Source organism: Kribbella qitaiheensis (assembly GCF_042657745.1).
In the GTDB taxonomy this organism is placed as follows: Bacteria; Actinomycetota; Actinomycetes; order Propionibacteriales; family Kribbellaceae; genus Kribbella; species Kribbella qitaiheensis.
In genome coordinates this window covers 153,999-176,298 of record NZ_JBHSKE010000013.1, presented here as the reverse complement: position 1 = coordinate 176,298, position 22,300 = coordinate 153,999, and the positions used below count along the sequence as shown (strand labels likewise).

Below are 22,300 nucleotides of genomic sequence, written 5' to 3'. Positions count from 1 at the left end.
ATGACGCAGCCGTCGACAACGAGACCGACGTACCTCGTGGTGGAGAGCGCGGGCGCGGATCAAGGGCGGCGGATCAGCCTGATCGGGAACAGCCTGACGGTGGGCCGGCTGCCGACCTGTGACGTGCGGTTCGCCGACGTCCACGTGAGTCGCACGCACGCGGCGCTCTGGCGGCGAGGTGGCTTGGACTATGTCGAGGACCTCGGTTCGAGCGGTGGCACATACGTCAACGATGTCGCCATCACCGGCCCTCGCGAGCTCCATCATGGTGACACGCTCGCCTTCGCCGGTCTTCGGCTCCGGTATCAAGGCGAGGTGTCGACGCCTCAGGCGGTCCGCTACGACATCAGGGACCAGCGGGCGGCCGAGATCAACGATGTCGCGCGGGATCAGGACGACCTTTCGCAGTACGTCGTCCAGGTACGGGAGAGCTTCTTCCACGAGATCGCGGCAACGCGGACCAAGGCACACCGGCTGGTCTGGACGGGGCTCGCCCTTTTCGTGATCGGGCTGGGGATCGCCTATGCCGGCGGCTACAGCTTCTTCCAGCTGATCGTCGACGCGCCGATGGATCCGTCCGCTCCACCCTCGGATTCCATCGGCTTCGTGACGGCGGCGGTCAGTGGTGTGATCAACACTGTCGGCATCCTGCTGATGATCAGCGGAACAGTGCTGCACCTCGTCGCGGCATCGCGTCGCAAGTTGGTCGACCGGGAGTTGCCGGCGCCACCAGCGCAGTACCGAGGTCTTTGAGAAGGGTGGCAGATGACCTTCAACCTCAACAGACGGCTAGAACATCAACCCCGGCTGAGCTTTGTGGCCTGGAAGACGAGCAGGCGGGAGTCGTCGAGCGGCGGCTCGTCGTGCCAGCCGCCGTGTACGGCGATGTCGCCGAATCCGGCCTCCTCGAGATCAGCGGTGATCTCGTCGGATGTCCGGAAGTACAGGACGGTCGTGTAGACGGCGTCGCTCCCGTCCGGGAAGACGTTGTGCGCGTCGAAGACCACGCGGCCCTGGCCTGACTCGGTGACCTCCAGCCACTCTCGGAGGTGGCCGGCCGGGGTGTCGCGTTCGGAGTACGTCGCTTCGCGCGTCCACTGCTCCCAGGCACGGGCCGCCGGATTGCGGCTCTCGAAGCTGATCACTCCGCCGGGCCGCAGCGCGCCGGACAGCGAGCCGAGCACCGACGGATAGACCTCGGGGCGGGTCAGCAGCCCGGTACCGCAGCCGAAGTCGAGGATCCTCTTCGCCTCGATCTCGTCGGCGAGGGCCCGGTAGTACTCGTGATCGTCGCCGGCGGCATTGTCCAGGTCGTACAGCTGTACAAGCCGCTCGTCGCGGTACGGGTCCTCGGCCACGCCGTGCACGCTACGTAGCCGCTCTCGGCGCACGCAACGCAATTACCGGTTCCCCCGTTACGGGTGAGGACAGGTGTGCCGGCAGTGCGGATCATCGGACAGAGCGTGACGGCCACGAGGAGGCTTGGACGGCGGCTGCCTCGGTGACTCGACGAGGAGACCACCATGTCGGACCTGCATCCGCCGACGGCGAGACACCAAGCCTCGACGGGAGGGGAACTGACTCCCACGCCCTGGACCAGCCCTTGGGTCGGCTGGATCCTGTTCGCCGGCGTGATGATGATCGTCCTGGGCCTCTTCCATGCCTTCCAGGGGTTCATCGCCCTGTTCGACGACGAGTACTACGTGGTCGGCAGGAGCGGTCTCACCATCCACCTCGACTACACCGTCTGGGGCTGGACGCACCTGTTCCTCAGCCTGGTGGTCCTGGTCGGTGGGGTCGCGCTGCTCAACGGCAGAATGTGGGGCCGGATCGTCGGCGTCATCCTGTCCATCCTCAGCATCCTGGTCAACGTCGCGTTCCTCGCCGCCTACCCGATCTGGTCGACCATCATGATCGCGGTCGACATCCTGGTGATCTGGGCCCTGACCGTCCACGGCCACGAGATGAAGGCCATGAAAGAGGCGGCCGGACGCTGAGGCGACACAGTTCGGCAGGTCAGTCGGGTGGTTCCGACTGACCTGCCGTCTCGTCTTCAGCGCGACGTCAGTGCATGTGCAGGTGGTCGCCACCGCCGGTGCCGCGGGTCTTCGGCATGCGGAGCAGCGCGAAGACTGCGACCAGGGTTCCCATCGCGGCGGCACCGACGAATCCGCGCGAGAACGCGTCGGCGGCACCTGCCGCCGTGGTGAGCGTGCCGGCCGTGCTGGCGACTGCGGAGAGGATGGCGACGCCGAGGGCGGCACCGATCTCGTGGCCGGTCATCAGGAACCCCGACGCCACGCCGGCGTGGGAGGCCGGGATACCTGCCATGGAGGTTACCGAGACGGGCACGAAGACCATGCCGACCCCGAGACCGAGAGTGACCAGTCCTGGGAGGATGTCGACGCCGTACTGCGCTTCGCTGGTGGCGGTGGACAGCAACAGAGCCGCACCGACGGTGAGGAGAAGACCCACTGTCGAGATGGTGCGCGGTGATGTGTGGCTCAACAGGTGCTTGGCGACGACGGTGCCCGCCGTGATGGAGAGTGCGAACGGCAGGAACGAGAGGCCGGTGCGCAGTGCGGAGTAACCGAGCACCGTCTGCAGGAAGATCGAGGTCAGGAAGACGGTGCCGACCAGGATCCCGGTGACGCCGAGCATCACTGCGGTGCCGGACACCAAGTTGTTGAGCTTCCAGATGTGCGGCGGGAACAGCGGCTGGGCGGCATGCTGCTCGACCTTCAGGAAGGCCACCAGCAGGAGGAACGACAGACCGAAGGCCGCTGTCGTCGGCAGGGACCACCATCCGTGCTTCTCGGTGCCACCAAGGCCGTAGACCAAGGCGGCGAGTCCTCCGAGTACTGCGAGAGCGCCCGGGAGGTCGAAGTCACGCAGCGAGGGGCGCTCCGCCCTGTCCTTTGCGAGGATCCGGCGGCCCACGAGGAGAGCGACGAGCCCGATGGGGCCGTTGACCCAGAAGATGAACTCCCAGCTGGACCAAGTCGTGATGGCTCCGCCGATGAGGACGCCCGCAGCGACTCCGAGACTGCCGACCGCGCCCCACACGGCGAGTGCCGCCTTGCGCTGCGCACCGGCGTACGTGGTCATGATCAGCGACAGTGCGGACGGAGTGAGCAACGCTGCGCTCAGACCTTGTACGGCGCGGGCCGCGATGAGCTCGCCGCCGCTGCTTGCGAACCCACTGACCAGTGAAGCGACGGTGAACAGGCCGAGGCCGGTCAGGAAGACAGTACGGCGAGACAGTAGGTCAGCGACGCGTCCGCCGAGCAGCAGGCCGCCACCGGACATCATCAGGTACGCCGTGACCAACCACTGGAGGTCTCCGCCGCCGAGGTGCAGCGAGCGGCCGATCGAGGGCAGGGCAGTGTTCACCACCGAGATGTCCAGGACGACCAGGATCTGGGCGACCAGGGCGACGCCGAGCACGGCCCAGGACTTCTTCGTGACGCTCTCCTCGACGACCCGAACGGGACTTCCCGGATGGGTGGTCATTTCGACTCCAGGTGGGATCCGGTGCGGATGGCGGAGCTGACGTCGGTGATGGCGCGCGTCGACTCCGCCGATGCGCGTTCGTCCTCCAGCAGTCCGAGGTGGGACGCGTCGACGACCTGGTGCAGGTGGTTGCCGGAGAGGGTTGCGAGTTGATCCTGGGCTGCGGCCCAGCCGGTGTCCTCGAGCGTCTCCGACGCGGTGACGACGGCCAGCGGCAGGTCGTGAAGGGTGGTGAGCGCCCCGGCCTGAGCGAACACCTGAGGAAGCATGGAGACCTCGTCGCGCATGTTCCGGGCAGCGTGCGCGTTCGCGGTCACGGCCCGCACTCGGTCGGCCGCCTCAGCGGGCAGGTGGGAAGGGCTGGCGACGGCGACTACTCGGCTCAGGCCGAGCCGCGCGAGGGTCGGCATCAGCGCGGTCGCGCGCCGCATGACTGCGTACTGGCCGGGGTAGTCGGGCATCCGGGTGAACTGTTCGGGGCTGGAACTGTCCAGCAGCACGAGACCGGCGACCTGGTCGGGGTAGCGGGCTGCGTACGTCATCGAGTACGTACCGCCGATCGAGTGACCGACGAGCAGGTACGGTCCGTGCTCGCCAGCCTTGGCGAGCAGCAGGTGGAGATCCTTGGCGGCAGCTATGCCGTCTTGGGGATGCTCGGCATCTTCGCTCCACCCCTGGCCGGCGCGGTCATAGGCGCAGACACGACCGGTGCGGGCCACATCGCCGGCGATCCGGGCCCAGGAGGCTGAGACGCCGCCGAGACCGTTGAACAGCACCACGGTGGGACCACCGCTGCCGCGGCAGTCCAGGTGCAGTCGGTGTCCGGCGACCTCGAAGGTTCGCCCAGTGGCGGGATAGGTGGTGTAGTCCTGCAGGACGGTGATGTTCTCGTAGGTTGCCCCGATGGAGGCGAGCGCGAGAACGGCCATCACCGGCGTCAGCAGCCAGCGTCCGCGACCGGACAGGACGCGCCGCATCCGGCTGCACATCCAGACGGCGAGCACCAGGAGCAGTACTGGCCACACCCAGCCGATGGTGGTCAGGACGGCGTGCCCGGGCTGAAACGCCAAGAGGCCGAGACCGGATGCTGTCATCGCCGCTGCTGGCAGAGCGGCCCAGCGCTGCGGTTGGGTCGTTAGTCGCGCCGACAGGGTCGCCATCAGACCCCAGCCGAACCCGAAGGCGAGGAGGATCGACCCGGTGATGATGCTTTCGGTCGCGCCGGCGAAAACGCCCAGAGTGAGGGCGAGTGCGGTGGTGGCTCCGGCAAGGAGCGACCCGGCGATGACGCGGCCGATGCGCCCTTTCCGGGGCGTGCTCGCGGCCTTGGTGTCGGTTGTCGGGGAAGTTGCCTGGATCTGGACGCTCATGACGGTCTCGCTCTCGCAGTGGGGTGGTGCACTGCTGTCGAGCGTGGACCGGAACGCGGCTGCTCACCCCGGTCAAATGACCGGGTTCTGCCGGGTAGGTGCTAGCCGAGATCGAGCCGGGCGAGTTCGCCGCGCGAACTGACGCCGGCCTTGGCGAAGACGTTGCGCAGGTGGAACGCCACCGTCCGCGGAGAGACCCAGCACTGTGCGGCGACGTCCTTGTTGGACAGACCCGAGCTGACGAGCTGGGCGACCTTGAGCTCCATCGGGGTGAGCTTGACCAGCGTGGACGGGTCACGCTTACGGGCAGTCTCGCCCGACGCCCGGAGTTCCTGGTTCGCACGGCTGACGAGGGTTTCGGCGCGCAGGTCGCGGAAGACCTCGAGAGCCTGACGGAGGTGTCGCCGGGCCTCGACGCGGCGTTGAGAACGGCGCAGCCACTCCCCGTACGCCAGGTGGGTGCGGGCCTCGTCGTACGGGCGTCCTGAGCGGGTGTGCCAGGAGAGGGCGAGCTGGAACTGCTCGTCTTCCTTCCCGCCTTCGGCGGTCATCGCTTTGCCGTAGGCAACCGTCGCGAGCGCCCACGGCCAACCGGCGGCCTCGGCGTAACCGGCCAGGTCCTCCACGCATGCGCGGGCAAGGTCGTTCTCGCCGGCCCGGACCGCAGCGTCGATGCGCTCCATGGCGGCCATCCGAGCCAGGACCGGCAGCCGGAATCGACCAAGGTGATGAGCTGCGCCGAAGGTGTCCCCGGTCGCGGCGGCCTTGGTCCCCTTGGCCCAACGCGTCAGGTCGTGGACCGGGTCGGTCAGGATGCCGAGCGGTTGCGTGGCGACGACGTCCTCGAGTTCGCCGAGCAGAGTGTCGTAGTCATCGCGCACCTGGACGGCCGCGAGCAATGTCAGCCAGGCCAGGGGAGCTGCCGTCAGTGCCGGCTGGTTCATGCTGAGGCCGAGCCCGCGAGCTTCTTCAGCCGCACCGCGCACGGCGGCCAGGTCGCCGCGGACGAGGTGGCTGAAGCAGAGCCGTTGCAGGGCGTAGACCACTGCCATCAAGGCACCGCGTTCCCGGGCTCGGGACAGCATCAGCTCGTAGAACCGCTGGGCCCCGCTGTCGTGCCCCAGTTGAAGCGCCGCGTTGCCCAGGTTGCCCAGGAGATCGAGGTCGTCGACAGGATCGCCCGCGTCGAGCGCGACCCGCAGGGAAACAACCGCCGCAGCCCACTTCTCATCAGCAGCCTGGGTCATGGCCGGCAGGAGCTGCTTGAGGCAGCGCGTCCGCGGGCTGTCGTCGCCGACCTGCACTGTCAGCAGGTCGTTCCTGCTCAGGACTGCGCCGCTATCGGCGCCATACGCGCGCAGGGTGGCGGCCGCCACGCCCATCTCGAGAGCTCGCAGCGGGTCGACCGCGCAGACTGCCTCGGCGGCTTCGATGAAGATGCGGTGCGCATCCTTCGCCGACCCGATGTTGACCTCGATGCGGCCTCGCAGCCGGGCGATGTCGCTGCGGAGGACCGGGTCGGTCGCGTCAGCTCGAGCTGCCGACAACAGGGTGCGCGACTGACCCGCTTGCCCGCTCGCCCAAGCGTTGCGTGCGGCTGCGAAGGTCAGCTCAGCTCGCCGTGGCTCGTGGGCGGTCAGGGTCGAGGCGCGTTGGAAGGCAGCCAGGGCTGCGCCGTACCCGCCGCGCCGTTCTGCGCGTGATCCGGAGAGCTCCAGCGCAGCTGCCAGTTCCTCGTCAGGACCCTCAGCCGCGCCGGCCCGATGCCACGCCGCTCGGTCCTGGTCGCCGACCCCGTCGAGCGCAGCTGCGAGGGCACGATGGACCCGCCGCCTCTCGGCGGTGGCAGCGGCCTGGTAGATCGCCGAACGCACAAGCGGATGCCGGACCCGCACCGTGGTCTCGTCCAGGACGAGGAGCCCCGACGTCCTGGCCGCATCCAGCTCTTCGTCACCGGCGCCCAGGTGCGCCGCCGCGCGTCTGACCATCGCGAGGTCGGCGGTGTCGTCGGCGGACACCAGCAACATCACGGACTGCACCGCCGGGGGAAGTCGCCGACAGCGATCAACGAAGCTCTGCTCGACACGAGTAGTGAGGTGGAGCTGAGTGGGCAGCGGTGACGACCCCTCGAGCTCAGCCTGGCTGAGCTTCGTCGGCAACTCCAGCAGAGCAAGAGGGTTTCCGCCCGTCTCGGCGATGAGTCGCTGGGTGACCTCCTCGCTGCGGCTGAGGTCGCCTCGCTCGTCCAGCAACGCACGAGCCGCCGATGGATCCAGCCCTGCCAGCGCCAAGTCCTGGATCCCGGCAGGGCTGAACGGGGTCGGTACCCCCTCCCGGGCCGAGAACACCATCAGCACACGGTCGGCGCCCAGCCTCCTCGCGGCGAAGAGCAGCGCGTCCGCGGTCCCTGAATCGAGCCAGTGCGCGTCGTCGACCATGCACAGGACCAGACGTTCCTCCGCTGCCGCAGTCAGCATCGAGAGGGTCGCCACCGCAACCATGAAGGGCTCAACCGCGGGCCCCTCCTCTTCACCGAACGCGACCCGCAGGGCTCGGGACTGAGGCCCCGGGAGATCCTCGCGCAGACGCATCACCGGCAGCAGAAGCCGATGGAGGGCCGCGAAGGCCATCGGTGCTTCGGCTTCCAGACCCTGCGTGCGCAGAGTCACTGCGTCGCCGACGTTGCCGAGAAGCTCCTCGAGCAGGGCGGTCTTACCGACGCCAGGCTCACCGTGAACCACCAGGCTGCGGGCGGAGCCGTACCGGGCTTGCTCAACCAGTTCGGCCAGCTGAGCGCTCTCAGGCTCTCGTCCGACCAGCACTCTTGCGACCGTACACGCCCGACGCCGGGCAGTCCCAGCCTCGAACCCGACCAGGCCGGCCAAGGCCGACGTACTGACGACGCGTCAGTTGGTGGAGGCAACTAACGGGGGAGGCGGCAGCGGGCGGGGCTGTCCTTGCCGGGGGGCGGAGTGGTGAGTTGGTCAAGCAGTTGATCGTCGGCGAGTTCGGCGTCGTGGTGGGGAGTGGGACCGCGTCTGATGACTGCGAGTAGCCAGAGCAGGCGTGTCGCAACGACGTCGGACTCGAGCTGTTGCTTCGGCCGCCGGCTGCGCTGGTAGTGACGTCGTCTCATCATTTCCCCCTCTCCAAGGTGAGTATCGGAGAAACAGCCGTCAACGTTTCACGACGGGGCGGATCGGCCGGACAGGATTCGACGATTGAGCGTTCAGGCAACGATCGCCGCGAGTCCCGGGGAGGCTGTCACAAGTCGGGCGGGTGCCCTGTCTTAGCTGGCATCGGGTGGTAGCGAGCTGACGGAAGCGCCGATCAACGATCCCTTGGAGTAGACATGAGTGCCCAGTCCGACAAGAGCCCGTTCCTGCACGAGCTCGAGGTGGAGGTCGAGACAGAGATCGAGCAGGTCGAGTCGAGCGCGCCGGCGGACGACGTCGTCGTACCGCCGTCAGAGTGGTTGTTCGATCCGACCGACATCGACCGTGAGGAGGCAAGTCTTCGGAGCCTGCTCGGCGCGGTGGAGGCCCTGGAGGGCGACCACCGGCAGGACTCGACGGGACAGTGATGGGTCAGGTATCCGAGCTCGGTACGGTCTCGCAGATCGGGTCGTTGGCAGGCCTCCGGGAGCACCTTCAGTGGGCTGTCGAGCTGGAACACGCGACCTTGCCCCCGTATCTGTGCGCGTTGTACTCACTGGACCCGAAGCGGAATCCGGAGGCGTTCGAGGTCGTCAGCGGGGTGTTCGTGGAGGAGATGCTCCACCTCGCGCTGGCCGCCAACATCCTGAACGCGGTGGGTGGACAACCTCGGCTGGACAGCCCGAGGCTGTTGCCGTCGCATCCTCGGCGGCTGCCACACGGCGACCGGTCGCTGGAACTCTCGCTGGCTCCCTTCGGCCCCGAAGCGCTGGAGATGTTCCTCCGGATCGAGCAGCCGGCGCCGCCGAGTGCACCGGCCGAGGCCGACCGCTACGAGACCATCGGGCAGTTCTACGACGCGATCGAGGGTGGGCTGCGCGAGCTTTGCGCCCGGCTGGGGGAGCGGGAGGTCTTCAGCGGCGATCCGGCTCGTCAGGTGAGCGCCGGCCACTTCCGCCACAGTGGCGGCCGGCTGACCGTGGTCACAGATCTGGCTTCCGCGCTCGCGGCGCTGGAGGAGATCGTCGAGCAGGGCGAGGGCACGGCGCGCGGCGAGGTCTGGGACGGCGACGAGGACATCTTCCACCCCGAACGCGAAGAGGTCGCGCACTACTACCGGTTCCAGGAGCTCAAGCTGGGCCGCCGCTACCAGCGGGGCGATACGCCGCAGTCCGGGCCTACCGGCGAAGCCGTCACGGTGGACTTCGACGGTGTCCGGCCGATGCGGCACAACCGGCGGCTGGCCGACCATCCGCCCGGGCATCCGATCCGCGTGGCCCAGGAGGAGTTCAACCACACGTACTGCGCTGTGCTGCATCTCCTCGAACTGGCGTTCAATGGCAGTCCGAGGATGCTCTCCGTTGCCACCGGCACCATGTATGCGCTCAAGGCCCAGGCCGAAGCCCTGATGGGGATGCCCGACGGAGAAGGCCGGACGGCAGGGCCCACCTTCGACTACGTCGCACCAGAGGAGCGTCGGTGGAGCCAGGGCGACTCCCGGCGGATCGCAGTACTGCGTGACGGGCCGTACGTCGTCTACGGGCGGGTGCCGCTCAGGCGCAAGCGCAAGATCGTGTCGGAGAACAACGACTCGCTCACCTGGCAGACCGGCGACGCGATCGACACCGAGGATACGTATGCCCTGTGCCGGTGCGGGCGGTCCGGCTCGAAGCCCATCTGCGACGGAACCCACGCGGTGGTCGGGTTCGACGGCCACGAGTCGGCCGACGTCCGGCCGTACGCCGAACTGCAGCACGTGCACGACGGAATCGGCATCTCGGCGCAGCGGGTCGGGGAGCTGTGCATCCACGCCGCCTTCTGCATTGGGCGCACCAGGCCGATCGCCGAGATGCTCGCCGACACGGGCGACAGCGACGTGCGCTCGGACGTGATGGGCCGGATCGACCACTGCCCCTCCGGCTCCTACAGCTACGCGCTGAGCCGCGGCGGCGAGTCGATCGAAGCCGACCTTCCCGAGGCGATCTCGGTCCTCGAGGAGGAGAACGGCCAGGCAAGCGCCCTCTGGGTCACCGGGCGCATCCCTGTACTGCGAGCCGACGGCCGCCCGCTGGAGACCCGTAACAGGATGACGCTGTGCCGGTGCGGACACTCCGCCAACAAGCCACTGTGCGACGGCACCCACCGCACGATCGGATTCCGCGACGAGTCGGCCGCCGGCGAAACCCCTTGAGGACCCCTGGCCTGATCCGGAGGAGGCGGCTCAATCAATGGACGAGCGGCGGTCCGAGCGGAAGCGCTCTTCCGCCTGTCGCCTGCGAAGCCGAGCTGAAGAACAGGTAGACGCCTACCGCGGCGAAGAGGAACACCACCACACCTGCGACGCGGAGCACATCCGACGATTCCTGCAGGGTGCCGATCAAGACCAGCACCAGTGCGGCTTCGATCAGGGCGAAGAGCACCGTGTACGCGATCGGCAGGCGGAGTGTGGCCAGGGTCAGCATCCCGATCACTACCAGCCACGAGATCAGGAACAGGCCTTGCGTGTCGAGGGCGTCCGCAGCGGGGATGGCGAACCAGTCGTGTGTGAGACCCAGTACGAGCATTGCGTAACTGAGCCAGAACCCAGCGAAGATGCCGAACACCCCGGCTACCGCGCTCTGGCCGACCGCTGCCGCCCAGACTGCCGCGATCACCAGGCCCAGGCCGGTGGCCGCGACGAGGATGGCGAGCGATGCCCCGACCGACGCCGCTGATACATAGCCGACCAGGACGAGCCCGAGCGCGACCGATCCCACGATGAAACTGGGGAGACCGATCAGGGACGGGTCTCCAGTCACCGCCTGGGGCGCGGCCTCGGCGGCAGGTTCAGGTTGGGCGGGTACTCGTTGGGCGGGTTGGGCAGGGGTGTCGATGGTGGTCATGGCGTGTTCCTTTCGGGGCATCCGAAGTGTGTTATTCTACGCCGCTCGCGCCCGCATCGAGTCTCGGTTGGGGTGCTTTCCCGGCGCTCACTCAGTGCAGAACGGCACGCCACGGCGTTCCAGGAAGGCTCCCGGCCTCCAGCGGTGCGCACTGACTCGAGCCAAGTCAGGTGGAACCTCGCGGTCGCTCGATGCCTTCGGTAGGTACGGCTCTGGGCACTACTTGTCAGTGGCAACGATCGGGCATCCGGACGAGAGCGGTACCAGGGGACCGGCCGCGAGGATTCCCGCGGCCGGTCGAGCCGTCTCTGGCCGGGAACATCCTCGCTCGCCGACGGGTTGTCAGTAGGCGTGCATGGTGAATACAAGGTGCCTGGCGGGAAGCTCGTAGTGGCGGATCTGGATGTCGTGGACGAGGTGGTGCGGCGGGCTCAGATCAGCGGGGACTTCTTCCTCGAGCCGGATGACGCGCTGGAGCGGATCAACGGCGCTCTGGCCGGGCTGCCGATAGCCCTGCCGGTGGCGCAGATCGCCGCGCGGGTCCGGGCAGTGCTGGGCGATGGCGTCGAGATGATCGGGTTCTCCCCGGAGGCGGTGGCGGTCGCAGTACGGCGGGCACTGACCGGTGCGACCGGCTGGCGGGACCACGCCTGGGAGTTCGTGCACGACGTACCGCGGGCGCCCGCGCTGCAGATGGCGCTCGACGAGGTACTGGCCGAGCAGGTCGGTTCGGGGGAGCGGCCGCCGACGCTGCGGATCTGGGAGTGGGCCTCGAACGCGGTGATCATCGGCAGTTTCCAGTCCCTCGCGAACGAGGTCGACCTGGACGGCGCCGCGAAGCACGACGTCACGGTCGTCCGCCGGATCAGCGGCGGCGGCGCGATGTTCGTCGAGCCGGGCAACACCATCACCTACTCGCTGTACGTCCCGGAGTCGCTGGTGTCCGGGCTGTCCTTCGTCGAGTCCTACGCGTTCCTCGACGACTGGGTGGTCGGCGCGCTGAACGACCTCGGCATCGCCGCGACCTACCAGCCGATCAACGACATCACCTCGCCGGCGGGCAAGATCGCCGGCGCCGCGCAGAAGCGGTTCGCCGGCGGCGCGGTCCTGCATCACGTCACGATGGCCTACGACATGGACGCCTCGAAGATGCTCGAGGTACTGCGGATCGGCCGCGAGAAGCTGTCGGACAAGGGCACCACCAGCGCGAACAAGCGGGTAGACCCCCTGCGCAGTCAGACTGGTCTCGAGCGGGCCGCGGTGATCGAGCGGCTGGTCGGATCGTTCGCCGGGCGGTACGGGCTGAGCGAGTCGACGATCGACGAGGAGACCCTCGACGAGGCCGGGCGACGCGTCGCGTCCAAGTTCGGGACGCAGGAGTGGCTCACCCGGGTGCCGTGATTCTTCACCGGTGAAATGTTCGTCACCGCAGTTCGTCGAGCCGCTTGTTGAGGAAGGCGGCCTCGACCGCATTGTCGGTGAAGGTCAGAGCCTCCTCGTACGCCGTGAGCGCCGCCTGCCGCTGGCCCGTGCGACGTAGCAGGTCCGCGTGAGTCGCAGCGAGATACGGATACGTGGCCAGCGCGGGATCCTCGATCAGCTCTCGCACCACTTCAAGGGCAGCCTCGGGACTCTCGGCATAGCTGACTGCCACTGCACGATTGAGGGCGACGACCGGGGACGGCCAGCGCGCCAGCAGGAGGTCATAGAGTCCGAGGATCTGGTCCCAATCCGTGTCCTCCCATCGTCGAGCCTCGGCATGTACTGCGCCGATCGCGGCCAGCAGCCCGAACCGGCCGACCGGCGGCTGTCCGAGTGCCACCTCGACCAATTCGACGCCCTTGGCAATCAACTCGCCATCCCACCGTGAGCGATCCTGGTCCTGCATCAGCACCAGCCGGCCGGCGTCGTCCACCCGCGCGGCTTCCCGCGACTGAGCCAGCAGCAGGTGACCGAGCAACGCCGAGGCCTCGGCGCTGTCCGGGAGGAGCAGATGGACCATCCGCGCCAGCTCGAGACCCCGCCGGGCGAGCTCCGGCCGGCTCAGCTGATCCCCGAACTTCGCGGTGCTGCCCACGGAGTACACCAGATGAACGACGTCGAGGACGGCGTCGATCCGCTCGGGGAGCTCGCCTACGCGCGGTACGCGGTACGGAATGCGGGTCTTGGCGATCTTGTGCTTGGCCCGGGTGATCCGCGCCTGCAGGGTGGCCTCCTTGACCAGGAACGCCTTGGCGATCTCGGCCGACGAGAGCCCGCACACCAGCTTCAGCGTGAGAGCGACCTGGCTCTCCTGCGAGAGCGCCGGGTGGCAGCAGGTGAAGACCAGTCGCAACCGGTCGTCCGGGAACACGCCGGTGCCGCCGTCCTGCGGATCGTTGTCGACCGGGTCGGGCACGAGCAGGGGGAGCTTGCGTTCGAGCACCGCCGATCGCCGCCGCTGCTCGAGGGCCCGGCGGGTGGCGACGGTGGTCAGCCAGGCTCCGGGGCGCCGGGGGATCCCCTCGGCCTGCCAGTGCACGAGCGCCTTGGCGTAGGCGTCCTGGACACAGTCCTCGGCGAGATCCAGATCCGCGGCGACCCGTGCGGTGGCCGCCAGCACGTAGGCCCACTCCTGGTGGTGAGCCTGTTCGATCGCGCTGGCGACCTCCGCCGGTGTCACGCTCATCTCAGTTGATGATCGGGCGTACTTCGACCCCGCCCATCGGCGAGGGCACCTGCTTCGCGATCGCCAGTGCCTCGTCCAGATCGCCGGCCTCGATGATGTAGTACCCGCCCATCACCTCCTTGGTCTCGACGAAGGTGCCGTCGGTGACCACGAAGCCGCCGTTCCCGTCGGACCGGATGGAGGTCGCCGAGTCGCTTCCGCCGAGCTGCGCGCCACCGCGCAGGGCTGCCCCGTTGGCCTGCACGAACTCCTGGTGCCGCAGGTGGTTCGCCTCCTCCGCCGGAGGGCCGGCCTCGGCCCACTTCGCCTCGTTGTCGTAGATCATCACCAGGTATTTCCCCACCACTGCCACCTCTCGATCATCAGCCGTGGACCCGCTCGTCAGGTTCCACTGTTACTACACCGATGCGCGAACCCGGCTGAGATCGACACCCCCTTGGAGCGGATCAGTGCGCGTGCCGCAGGGCGTTCGCCACCGGCTTCGCCGCCGGTACGACGAACAGTGCCAGTACTGCGGACGCGGCGGCGGTGATCGCGGCGAAGGTGAAGCCGCGGGTGAATCCGGTGCTGCTGGTGCCGGCGATACTCGCGGCCGCGATGCTCGACACCGCGGCGACGCCGAGCGCGGCACCGAACTCGTGGAAGGTGCTCAGGATCCCCGATGCCAGCCCGGCCTCGTCATGGGCGACCTGCGACAACGCGGTCGTGGAGGCCGCGACGAAGGAGGCGCCGATCCCCGCGGCGGCGACGCTGATCCCGACCACGACCGTGACCGAGCTGTCCCAGAACGCGGGGAGCGCGGTGCCGAGTGCGGCGAGCGTCATTCCGGCCAGCGCGACCGGCCGGGGACCGGTGCGGCCGATGACGTGGGCGGCCGACTGTGCTCCGACGATCGTGGCGAGCGCCACCGGCAGGAAGAGCAGGCCGGTGCGCAGCGCGCCGTACCCCTTGAGGTGTTGCAGGTAGAAGGAGCCGAGGAAGAAGACCGCGATCATCAGCGCGGTGGCGACCAGGATCAGGAAGGTGCCCGCGGCGACGGGTCGCCTGGTCAGGATCCGCACATCCATCAGCGGTGACCGGACGGCGCGCTGCAGCATGGCGAACCCGGCGTACAGGGCGGCGGCCACGGCCAGCGTTCCGAGGGTGGTGACGCTGAGCCAGCCGCGGTCGCCGGCGTTGATCAGCGCGTAGATCGCGGTCCCGGTGCCGGCGGTGACTAGGAGCGCGCCCGGGAGGTCGAGGCGGGCGGTGCTCGGTCCCGGCTGGTCGGCGGGCAGCGTCCGGCCTAGCGCGATCAGGACGACCACGCCGATCGGCACATTGATGTAGAAGACCCACTGCCATCCAGGTCCGGCGGTGAGGACACCACCGAGCAGTACTCCGATCGCGGAGCCGCCGCCGCCCAGGGCGGACCAGATGCCGAGCGCCTTGTTCCGCTCCTCGCCCTGGAAGGTCTTGGTGACTACCGACAACGCGGCGGGGGAAAGGATCGCGGCGCCGATGCCTTGGGCGATCCGGCCGCCGATCAATACCTCGGCGCTGTTGGCGAGCCCGGTGACCAGCGAGGCGGCGACGAAGACCACCAGGCCGGTCAGCACGACCCGGCGGGAGCCGAACAGGTCCGCCGCCCGGCCGCCGAGCAGCATCAGGCCGCCGAACATCAGCGTGTAGGCGCTCACCACCCAGGTCAGCGTGTCTCGCGCCAGGCCGAGGTCCGCGCCGATGTGCGGCAGCGCGATGGCCACCACGGTGACATCGAGGATGAGCATGAATTGCGCGACCCCGAGCAGCGCGAGCAGGCGCCACCGCCGCGGGTCCGCGGCGGTCGTGACGTGACCGTCGCTGGTTTCTCCGGACATGCCGGTCCCTCCCGAATCGATTAAGTCGAACATAGGTGTTCAAGTTATTTCCTGTACCGTAACTCGTACAGTGGTGTTCGACAAGAGGAGTTTCGTGGTGACGCAGTCCAAGGCGCCGGCCAAGCGGGCGGACGCGCAGCGCAGCATCGCCGCGATCCTGGATGCGGCCACCGAGAGCCTGAGCCGGAACCCGGACGCCAGCGTCAGCGAGATCGCCAAGGTCGCCGGCGTCGGGCGGGTCACCCTGTACGGCCACTTCCCGTCCCGGGCCGACCTGGTCGACGCGGCATTCGCCCATGCGATCGAGGACGGGCATGACGCGCTCGAGGCGGTCGACCTGAGCGGGGACCCGCGGCTGGCGCTGGCGCGACTGATCGAGTCCAGTTGGCAGTTGGTGGACCGGTTCCGGTCGCTGCTGCTGGCGGCCCAGAGCGTGCTGCCGCCCGGCCGGATCCGGGCGCTGCACGAAGAGCCGATGCAGCGGGTGCAGCACCTGATCGAGCGAGGTCAGGCCGAAGGGGTGTTCCGCAGCGATCTGCCCACCAGTTGGCTGGTCGGCACGATGCACAGCGTGATGCACAACGCGGCCGACGAGATCAACGCCGGCCGGCTGGCCACCGATGAGGCCGCCGACTGCATCACCGCGACCGTCCTGGCCGCCTTCACCCCGCCGGGCCACCGCATCCCCGCCCTGTCTGACCTCTGACGGAACCCCGGCCGGTCGGCGCCCAGAAAATTCGCACCCATCCGCTCCAAGGGTGGGCGCCGAATGCTGGGTGGACGTAACGGCACTCGCCGGCGTCGGGGCCACGGGGAAGACAGGGGAAGGAAACAGTCATGAGTGACGCAACACGGCGCGGATTCCTGGTGATCGCGGGCGCGGGAACCGCCGCGGCGGTCGGCGCGGTTGGCGCGGTCGCCGCACCGCAGGTGTTCGGTGCACGGTCCGCCGGCGCGGGGACCCAGTTGGAGGCGGCGGACCTGACGAACGCGGAGTCGTTCGTCGTGCACGTCAAGGACGTCAAGGCCGGACGGATGGCGATCATGGTCGGCGAGCGCGAGGTCCTGGTGACCGATCGCGAGCTCGCCGCCCGTCTCGCCGGCGTGACCGGCTGACCGTCAACCACTTCGTACTCGATCCCGCACTGGAGGAATTGTCATGTCTTCGCACCGCGAAGCGCCGGAGATCTCGAAGGACCCGGTCGCCGACAACACCGATGTCTACGCGTTCGTCAGCCCTGACAAACCGGACACGGTGACCCTGATCGCCAACTTCATCCCGTTCCAGAACCCGTACGGCGGGCCGAACTTCTACGAGTTCGGCGACGACGTGCTCTACCAGATCCACATCTCCAACTCAGGGACCGGCCGGGCGGACATCAGTTACCAGTTCCGCTTCAACGCCGTGATCCGGAACAAGAAGAGCTTCCTGTACAACACCGGACCGATCACCTCGATCAAGGACAAGAGCTGGAACCGGCCGCAGTACTACTCGGTGACCCGGGTGGAGAACGGCCGGGCCCGCGTGCTCGCCCGCAACCTGGGGGCGCCACCTGTCAACGTCGGCGTCCGCAGTACGCCGAACTACGCCAGGCTCGGCCGTCAGGCGATCTACACCTTCGGCACCAATCGCAAGGTGTTCGCGGGCCAGCGTGCGGACGGGTTCTTCGCCGACCTGGGCAGCATCTTCGACCTCGCCACGCTGCGACCGTTCCAGATGGCGCACCTGATCCCGTCGGCCGCGGCGATGGGCGTGAACGGCCTGCAGGGGTCGAACGTGCACACCATCGCGCTGCAGGTCCCGATCACGGACCTCACCCGGGACGGCAGGAGGCCCAAGGACGTGCTCGACCCGAAGTCGGTGATCGGGGTCTACGCGTCCGCGAGTCGTCAGCAGTCCAGGATTCTCGACGGCGGCGTGCCGATCGGGCACGGCCCGTACAAGCAGGTCTCGCGGCTGGGCAACCCGCTGTTCAACGAGGTCATCGTGCCGATGGCCGAGAAGGACAAGTGGAACAGCCTGGCGCCCGGCGAGGACAAGCGTTTCGCCAAGTACGTCACGAAGCCCGAGCTCGGCGGACTGCTCCCGGTGCTGTACCCGGGCGTCTTCCCGAACCTGGCGGCCTACAAGAAGCCCCGCGCCGATCTCGCGGCGATCCTGCTGACCGGGATCCCGAAGGGCGTCGTACCGGGGTTCCAGAACTTCACCGGTCCGGTGCAGGCGGACATGCTGCGGCTCAACGTCGCCGTACCGCCGGCCAAGTCGCCGAACCCGCTCGGCCTGGTGGCGGGCGACGCGGCCGGATTCCCCAACGGGCGCAGGGTTTTCGACGATGTCGTGACCGTCGAGCTACGTGCGATCGCCGGACTGACCATCCCGCTGGTCGACAAGGCCTACAAGCCGGATGCCGCCGCCGGCGCGATCAAGGACGGTACGTCGAACACGAATTCCGACTACCTGACGTCGTTCCCGTACCTCGGGACGCCGGCTGGTGGCTCCCAGTCCAGGCCGGGCATCCCGGCAGCGTCATGAACGCGGTGGAGAATCCCCATGCGGGCAAGGGATCATCGGTACTCCTGGACATCGGTGGCGACATCGGCGCCCTGGTCATCGCGATGCCGGCCGAACTGGACGGCGAGGAGATCGAGCTGCGCCCGGCGGGCCTGCACGGGCATGAGCACGGGCACGGACACGGACATGGTCACGGGCATGGACACGCGTTCCCTCATGTGGCGGTCGTGCCGCGGCCCTCGCCGGACGGCGAGATAGCGCACTCGGCGGTCTTCTTCGAGGTCCCCGAGGGGAGCTATGAGCTGTACGTCCGGCCCGACGGACCGGTGCGGCTGACGGTGGAGGTCAGCGGGGGAGTGGTCACCGAGGCGTCCTGGCCTCGGTAGCTGGGGACAGGGCATGCCATGGACAAGCATGCCCTGGGCAACGAAGAACCGCCGGGGAGTGAGACGACACACTCCCCGGCGGTTCCTTGTTTTCAAGGAAGTCCGGATGCGTACCCATCCGGCCGGGCGACGGTATCGAAGTACCGATGTCAGTCGCGAGCAACGCGGCATCGACCGAATCGTTCCCCCAGAGAAAGAGTTCGTCATGTCCAAGAACCTCGTTCGCGCAGGCATCGCCGCATCCGCGCTGTCCCTGCTCTTCGTCACCGCCGCGTGTGGTGGTAGTGATGACGCCTCCAGTGGTAGTCCGTCGACCAGTACGTCGTCGGCGCCGGCTGCGACTCCGAGTATGTCTTCGTCGATGGACAACGCGGCGGGTCTGGTCGGTCCGGGGTGTGCCGATTATGCGAAGGCGAACCCGACCGGTGCTGGTTCGGTGGACGGGATGGCGGCGGCGCCGGTGGCGACGGCGGCGTCGGGGAATCCGTTGCTGACGACGTTGGTGGCGGCGGTGTCGGGCAAGCTGAACCCGAAGGTCGACCTGGTGTCGACGTTGAACGGTGGTGAGTTCACGGTGTTCGCGCCGGTGGACACGGCGTTCGCGAAGATTCCGGCGGCGACGGTGAACACGTTGAAGACCGATGATGCGTTGCTGACCAAGATCCTGACCTATCACGTGGTGCCGGGTCAGTTGGCGCCGGACGCGGTGGTGGGGAGCCAGACCACGGTCGAGAAGCAGGCGGTCACGGTGACCGGTTCGGGTGACAACCTGATGGTCAACAACGCCAAGGTCATCTGTGGTGGGGTGAAGACCGCGAACGCGACGGTCTACCTGATCGACTCCGTCCTGATGCCCCCGGCAGCCTGACGCTTCGACGCCACGCTTCGGCCGGCCACTCCCACTGGGGGTGTGGTCGGCCGACTGGTGTCTATCGCCAACTCCCGATTGAGCGGATGATCGGGCCATGGACTCCCTTGCGACGCTGCAGTCGATGGTCACCGGTTTTCGTACCTCCGCGGCGCTCAGCGTCGCTGCCGAGCTCGGCCTGTCCGACGAGTTGGCCCGCGGGCCACGCACCGCTGCCGACCTGGCGAAGGCGGTCGGCGCGGACGAGGACACATTGCGGCGGTTGCTGCGAGCACTCGTCGCTGTCGGTGTCTACGCCGAGCACGATGGTGCCTACAGCAACACAGCTGTCGGCGCGGGCCTGCTGTCGAACGTAGCGGGGAGTCTGCGTCCGCTGGCCCGGACTCTGCAGGACCCGGCGCTCTGGGCGGCGTGGGGTCAGCTCCTTCACAGTGTGCGGACGGGTGAGAACGCGTTCGAGGCCCTGCACGGGCATGACGTGTGGACCCATCGGCAGGGTCAGCCGCAGCACAACGCGATCTTCAACGACAACATGGCCGCGCTCACCTCGTCGGTTGCCGTCGCGGTGGCCACGGCGTACGACTTCTCCGGGCTGAGCAGTGTTGTCGACATCGGCGGGGGCCAGGGCATCCTCCTGGAGGCGGTGCTGACCGAGAGCGAACACCTCAGTGGCACGGTCTTCGACCTGCCCCACGTGGTCGCAGCCAAGCCGAGGGACCCGGCGCTGGAGTCGCGGTGGTCATCGGTCGCCGGCAGTTTCTTCGAGGGTGTGCCGGCCGCGGATGCGTACCTGCTGAAGTCGATCCTGCACGACTGGCCCGACGACCGCTGCGTGGAGATCCTCCGCACCTGTACCGCGTCGCTCAACCCGGGTGGCGTAGTACTGGTCGTCGAACTCGTCCTCGGCAGACGCGGTCAGGAGGTCCTCGCGGCCTTCTCCGACCTCAACATGCTCGTCCTCCCCGGCGGCCGAGAGCGCACCGAAGCGGAGTACGCCGCTCTCTTCACCGCAGCAGGTCTCCGCCTGAACCGTGTCCTCGACACCAACAGCCGCATGTCCATCCTGGAAGCGGTCACTGGTTGACAGTGATGACCCGGGCAGAGGGCTCCCCGACGGTGGTGGAGACGGTCAGTTCGCCGTCGGTCCGGGTGTAGGTCCAACCATCCGCGTGGTCGGGGAAGAAGTCGGCGACCACGCCTTCCAGCAGGAAGGTGATCGTTGCTGGGCCGGGTTGGCGGTGCCAGAGGGTGAGGTAGGAGGCGGTGGTGCCGCACAACCCCAACGCGACCCACTCGTCAGTCCAGCCGGGAAGGCCGAGCGGCCAGAACGGGACAAGGTTCTCGAGGTTCTCGAGGACAACCCGGTGGGCAGCGACAGCGGCGCGGACCAGGGCGAGCTCTTCCGCAGTCATTTGGTTCAGATGGCCGGACAGGTACAGCCGGCCGAGGATCCCGTTCACCAGGCAGACGGTGAACTCCTCCTTCGACATGCCCGTCCTGGGATAGGCCCAGTTGCCGGCCTGCTCGGGTAGCACGGAGGCAGGCGCGGCTGCCGCGATCGGTGCGTAGAGCAACGGGTCCTGCTGGTCCGAGGTCGACTGGAGGTGCAGCCGCGAGAGCACCGCGTAGTCCATCCGCATCGCCCCCGACGCGCAGTTCTCCAGCAACAGCTCAGGATGACGCGCCTGTACGTCGTCGAGCCAGGTCAGGTGAGCCCGGTTGTGCTCCAGCAAACCCTGGCCGAGGGATGTCCCGCCGGCGTCGGTGCCGGGTCCGGTCATCGTGTTGTTGTCAAGCTTGAAGAAGCCGATGCCGTACTCCGAGACCAGCCGGTCGACCGTGTCGTCGAGGTGCTTGCGGGCCGCCGCACTGCGGAGGTCCAGCAGGTGGCGGCCGTGCTCCGCGACGCGAATCCCGCGCCGGGTGATGAACGCGTCGTCGGGGAGTTCCCGCGCCAGCGGCGAGTCGACGCCGACCACCTCGGGCTCCAGCCAGAGCCCGGGCACCATGCCGCGCTGGTGGATCCGGTCGATCACCTCGCCGAACCCGTTCGGGAAGCGGGTGGTCGAGGGCTGCCACGCGCCGACCGTGCTCCACCAGTCGCCCTCGGCGTACCAGCCGGCGTCGATGCAGAAGTAGTCCGCACCGGCCTCGGCCGCGGCATCGATCAACGGCAGCAACTTCTCCGTGGTGGGGTCGCCCATCAACGTGTTCATGTAGTCGTTGAAGACCACGGGCATCCGGTCGTCGACCAGGCGGCGTCGCCGCAGCGAGCGGCGTTGCCGGGTGAGCGCGGCGAAGGCGTCGTCCTGCCCGGTACCGACGACGAGCGAGACCGGCACGGTGGTGAAGGCCCGGTCACCCCCGATTGTCGTCGTCCACTGGTGTTCCTGATCGGTGGGACCGCTGAGCAGGAGATACCCGCCGACCTTGGTCTCGCCGAGCTCGTAGTGCCACGGCCCGTTGTGCTCGATCTGCCAGCCGAGCGCGTAGCCGTCGGCCAGGAGTACGCCGGTAGGCAAATGTTCACCCGTCGACCAGGAACCACGGCTGGTGGTCGCGTGCCGGCTGCGGGCGACGGGATGGTGCGGCGCGCGCTGGATCCCGGGCAGGCCGATGTCCCGCAGCGACCGGACGCTCCACCGGCTCTCCGCCATCCAGTCGTTGTCACCGGCAACGAGATCGAGGTCGACCGACTCGAGCCCGACCACCACCGAGCTGAGGAAGTCGAGCTCGAGTGAGCCCGGCCCGGTGAGCCTGGCCTCGGTCCAGGTCTGGATGCCCTCGGTCGCGCTGAAGAAGCTGGTGATCCGGAGGCCGGTGTCAACGTCCTCCTGGACGATGCGCAATGAGTCGTCGGTGCTCTCGTGCGACACGTACCGCAGTCGGCTGCCGAGGATCGTGCCGACATGGCGGAGGGTCCCCGGCGCCCGGCCGTGCCCGATCGCGGACACCTCCACCAACGGCTGATCGGTCGCCGCTGGGGGAGTGTCGCTATTCGACCGGAGTGAGACCAGCCGGACCGGTCCGTCGTCGAGGGAGAAGGTGAGGGTCAGGTTCGCAGTACGCCAGAGCAGGGTCATCCAG

At 68.2% G+C, this 22,300-nt stretch carries 20 protein-coding genes; 11 read left to right on the top strand and 9 right to left on the bottom strand.

What is annotated here, in order from left to right:
* On the top strand, nt 1-753 hold the full coding sequence (locus tag ACFPJ1_RS13450) for an FHA domain-containing protein (RefSeq protein ID WP_380103926.1): 753 nt from the start codon (nt 1-3) through the stop codon (nt 751-753).
* Nucleotides 754-797: 44 nt separating this feature from the next.
* Here ACFPJ1_RS13450 and ACFPJ1_RS13445 read toward each other — a convergent pair whose 3' ends face one another.
* On the bottom strand, nt 798-1,358 hold the full coding sequence (locus ACFPJ1_RS13445) for a class I SAM-dependent methyltransferase (protein ID WP_380103925.1): 561 nt from the start codon (nt 1,356-1,358) through the stop codon (nt 798-800).
* Between the two features lie 165 nt (nt 1,359-1,523).
* On the opposite strand from ACFPJ1_RS13445, the gene ACFPJ1_RS13440 reads away from it, so the two are divergent.
* Nucleotides 1,524-1,997, top strand: coding sequence for a DUF7144 family membrane protein (locus ACFPJ1_RS13440; RefSeq protein ID WP_380103924.1), 474 nt, complete (start codon nt 1,524-1,526; stop codon nt 1,995-1,997).
* 67 nt (nt 1,998-2,064) lie between these two features.
* Here ACFPJ1_RS13440 and ACFPJ1_RS13435 read toward each other — a convergent pair whose 3' ends face one another.
* The 3 genes from ACFPJ1_RS13435 to ACFPJ1_RS13425 all read right to left on the bottom strand — a co-directional run bounded on the left by ACFPJ1_RS13435 (nt 2,065) and on the right by ACFPJ1_RS13425 (nt 7,705).
* Nucleotides 2,065-3,513, bottom strand: a complete 1,449-nt coding sequence (locus tag ACFPJ1_RS13435) for an MFS transporter (RefSeq protein WP_380103923.1) — start codon at nt 3,511-3,513, stop codon at nt 2,065-2,067.
* Entirely contained in the window at nt 3,510-4,883 is a 1,374-nt protein-coding gene (locus ACFPJ1_RS13430) for an alpha/beta fold hydrolase (protein ID WP_380103922.1), read from the bottom strand. Before ACFPJ1_RS13430 ends, ACFPJ1_RS13435 begins: the two co-directional genes overlap by 4 nt.
* 101 nt (nt 4,884-4,984) lie before the next feature.
* Complete coding sequence (locus tag ACFPJ1_RS13425; protein WP_380103921.1) at nt 4,985-7,705, bottom strand: helix-turn-helix transcriptional regulator; 2,721 nt, start codon at nt 7,703-7,705, stop codon at nt 4,985-4,987.
* Between the two features lie 530 nt (nt 7,706-8,235).
* On the opposite strand from ACFPJ1_RS13425, the gene ACFPJ1_RS13420 reads away from it, so the two are divergent.
* Together ACFPJ1_RS13420 and ACFPJ1_RS13415 are read left to right on the top strand one after the other, a co-directional pair.
* Nucleotides 8,236-8,466 carry a hypothetical protein gene (locus ACFPJ1_RS13420; RefSeq protein WP_380103920.1) on the top strand — a complete coding sequence of 77 codons (231 nt, stop codon included), beginning with the start codon at nt 8,236-8,238 and terminating at the stop codon, nt 8,464-8,466.
* On the top strand, nt 8,466-10,229 hold the full coding sequence (locus ACFPJ1_RS13415; RefSeq protein ID WP_380103919.1) for a ferritin-like domain-containing protein: 1,764 nt from the start codon (nt 8,466-8,468) through the stop codon (nt 10,227-10,229). Before ACFPJ1_RS13420 ends, ACFPJ1_RS13415 begins: the two co-directional genes overlap by 1 nt.
* A gap of 34 nt (nt 10,230-10,263) precedes the next feature.
* On the opposite strand, the gene ACFPJ1_RS13410 is transcribed toward ACFPJ1_RS13415, so the two are convergent.
* Nucleotides 10,264-10,920 (bottom strand): GPR1/FUN34/YaaH family transporter, encoded by a 657-nt coding sequence (locus ACFPJ1_RS13410; protein WP_380103918.1) that lies wholly within the window; start codon nt 10,918-10,920, stop codon nt 10,264-10,266.
* Nucleotides 10,921-11,289: 369 nt separating this feature from the next.
* Between ACFPJ1_RS13410 and ACFPJ1_RS13405 the strand changes: the two genes are divergently transcribed.
* Nucleotides 11,290-12,321 (top strand): lipoate--protein ligase family protein, encoded by a 1,032-nt coding sequence (locus tag ACFPJ1_RS13405; protein WP_380103917.1) that lies wholly within the window; start codon nt 11,290-11,292, stop codon nt 12,319-12,321.
* A gap of 22 nt (nt 12,322-12,343) precedes the next feature.
* Here ACFPJ1_RS13405 and ACFPJ1_RS13400 read toward each other — a convergent pair whose 3' ends face one another.
* The 3 genes from ACFPJ1_RS13400 to ACFPJ1_RS13390 all read right to left on the bottom strand — a co-directional run bounded on the left by ACFPJ1_RS13400 (nt 12,344) and on the right by ACFPJ1_RS13390 (nt 15,447).
* A complete protein-coding gene (locus tag ACFPJ1_RS13400; RefSeq protein ID WP_380103916.1) occupies nt 12,344-13,588 on the bottom strand; it encodes an RNA polymerase sigma factor in 1,245 nt (414 codons plus the stop codon).
* Between the two features lies 1 nt (nt 13,589).
* On the bottom strand, nt 13,590-13,931 hold the full coding sequence (locus tag ACFPJ1_RS13395; RefSeq protein WP_380103915.1) for a YciI family protein: 342 nt from the start codon (nt 13,929-13,931) through the stop codon (nt 13,590-13,592).
* Nucleotides 13,932-14,034: 103 nt separating this feature from the next.
* A complete protein-coding gene (locus ACFPJ1_RS13390; protein WP_380103914.1) occupies nt 14,035-15,447 on the bottom strand; it encodes an MFS transporter in 1,413 nt (470 codons plus the stop codon).
* Nucleotides 15,448-15,544: 97 nt separating this feature from the next.
* Here ACFPJ1_RS13390 and ACFPJ1_RS13385 point away from each other — a divergent pair, with 97 nt between their 5' ends.
* The 6 genes from ACFPJ1_RS13385 (at nt 15,545) to ACFPJ1_RS13360 (ending at nt 20,297) form a co-directional block, all read left to right on the top strand.
* Nucleotides 15,545-16,153, top strand: a complete 609-nt coding sequence (locus ACFPJ1_RS13385) for a TetR/AcrR family transcriptional regulator (RefSeq protein WP_380103913.1) — start codon at nt 15,545-15,547, stop codon at nt 16,151-16,153.
* A gap of 131 nt (nt 16,154-16,284) precedes the next feature.
* The gene (locus tag ACFPJ1_RS13380; protein WP_380103912.1) at nt 16,285-16,563 is read left to right on the top strand and encodes a hypothetical protein; all 279 of its coding nucleotides are present in this window, start codon (nt 16,285-16,287) and stop codon (nt 16,561-16,563) included.
* A 43-nt stretch (nt 16,564-16,606) separates the two neighbouring features.
* Nucleotides 16,607-17,980 (top strand): DUF4331 domain-containing protein, encoded by a 1,374-nt coding sequence (locus tag ACFPJ1_RS13375; protein WP_380103911.1) that lies wholly within the window; start codon nt 16,607-16,609, stop codon nt 17,978-17,980.
* A complete protein-coding gene (locus ACFPJ1_RS13370) occupies nt 17,977-18,345 on the top strand; it encodes a hypothetical protein (RefSeq protein WP_380103910.1) in 369 nt (122 codons plus the stop codon). Before ACFPJ1_RS13375 ends, ACFPJ1_RS13370 begins: the two co-directional genes overlap by 4 nt.
* A gap of 205 nt (nt 18,346-18,550) precedes the next feature.
* Complete coding sequence (locus tag ACFPJ1_RS13365; RefSeq protein ID WP_380103909.1) at nt 18,551-19,213, top strand: fasciclin domain-containing protein; 663 nt, start codon at nt 18,551-18,553, stop codon at nt 19,211-19,213.
* Between the two features lie 97 nt (nt 19,214-19,310).
* Entirely contained in the window at nt 19,311-20,297 is a 987-nt protein-coding gene (locus ACFPJ1_RS13360) for a methyltransferase (RefSeq protein ID WP_380103908.1), read from the top strand.
* Here ACFPJ1_RS13360 and ACFPJ1_RS13355 read toward each other — a convergent pair.
* Nucleotides 20,287-22,296, bottom strand: a complete 2,010-nt coding sequence (locus ACFPJ1_RS13355; RefSeq protein WP_380103907.1) for a glycoside hydrolase family 36 protein — start codon at nt 22,294-22,296, stop codon at nt 20,287-20,289. The genes ACFPJ1_RS13360 and ACFPJ1_RS13355 overlap by 11 nt on opposite strands.
* Nucleotides 22,297-22,300: the final 4 nt, after the last annotated feature.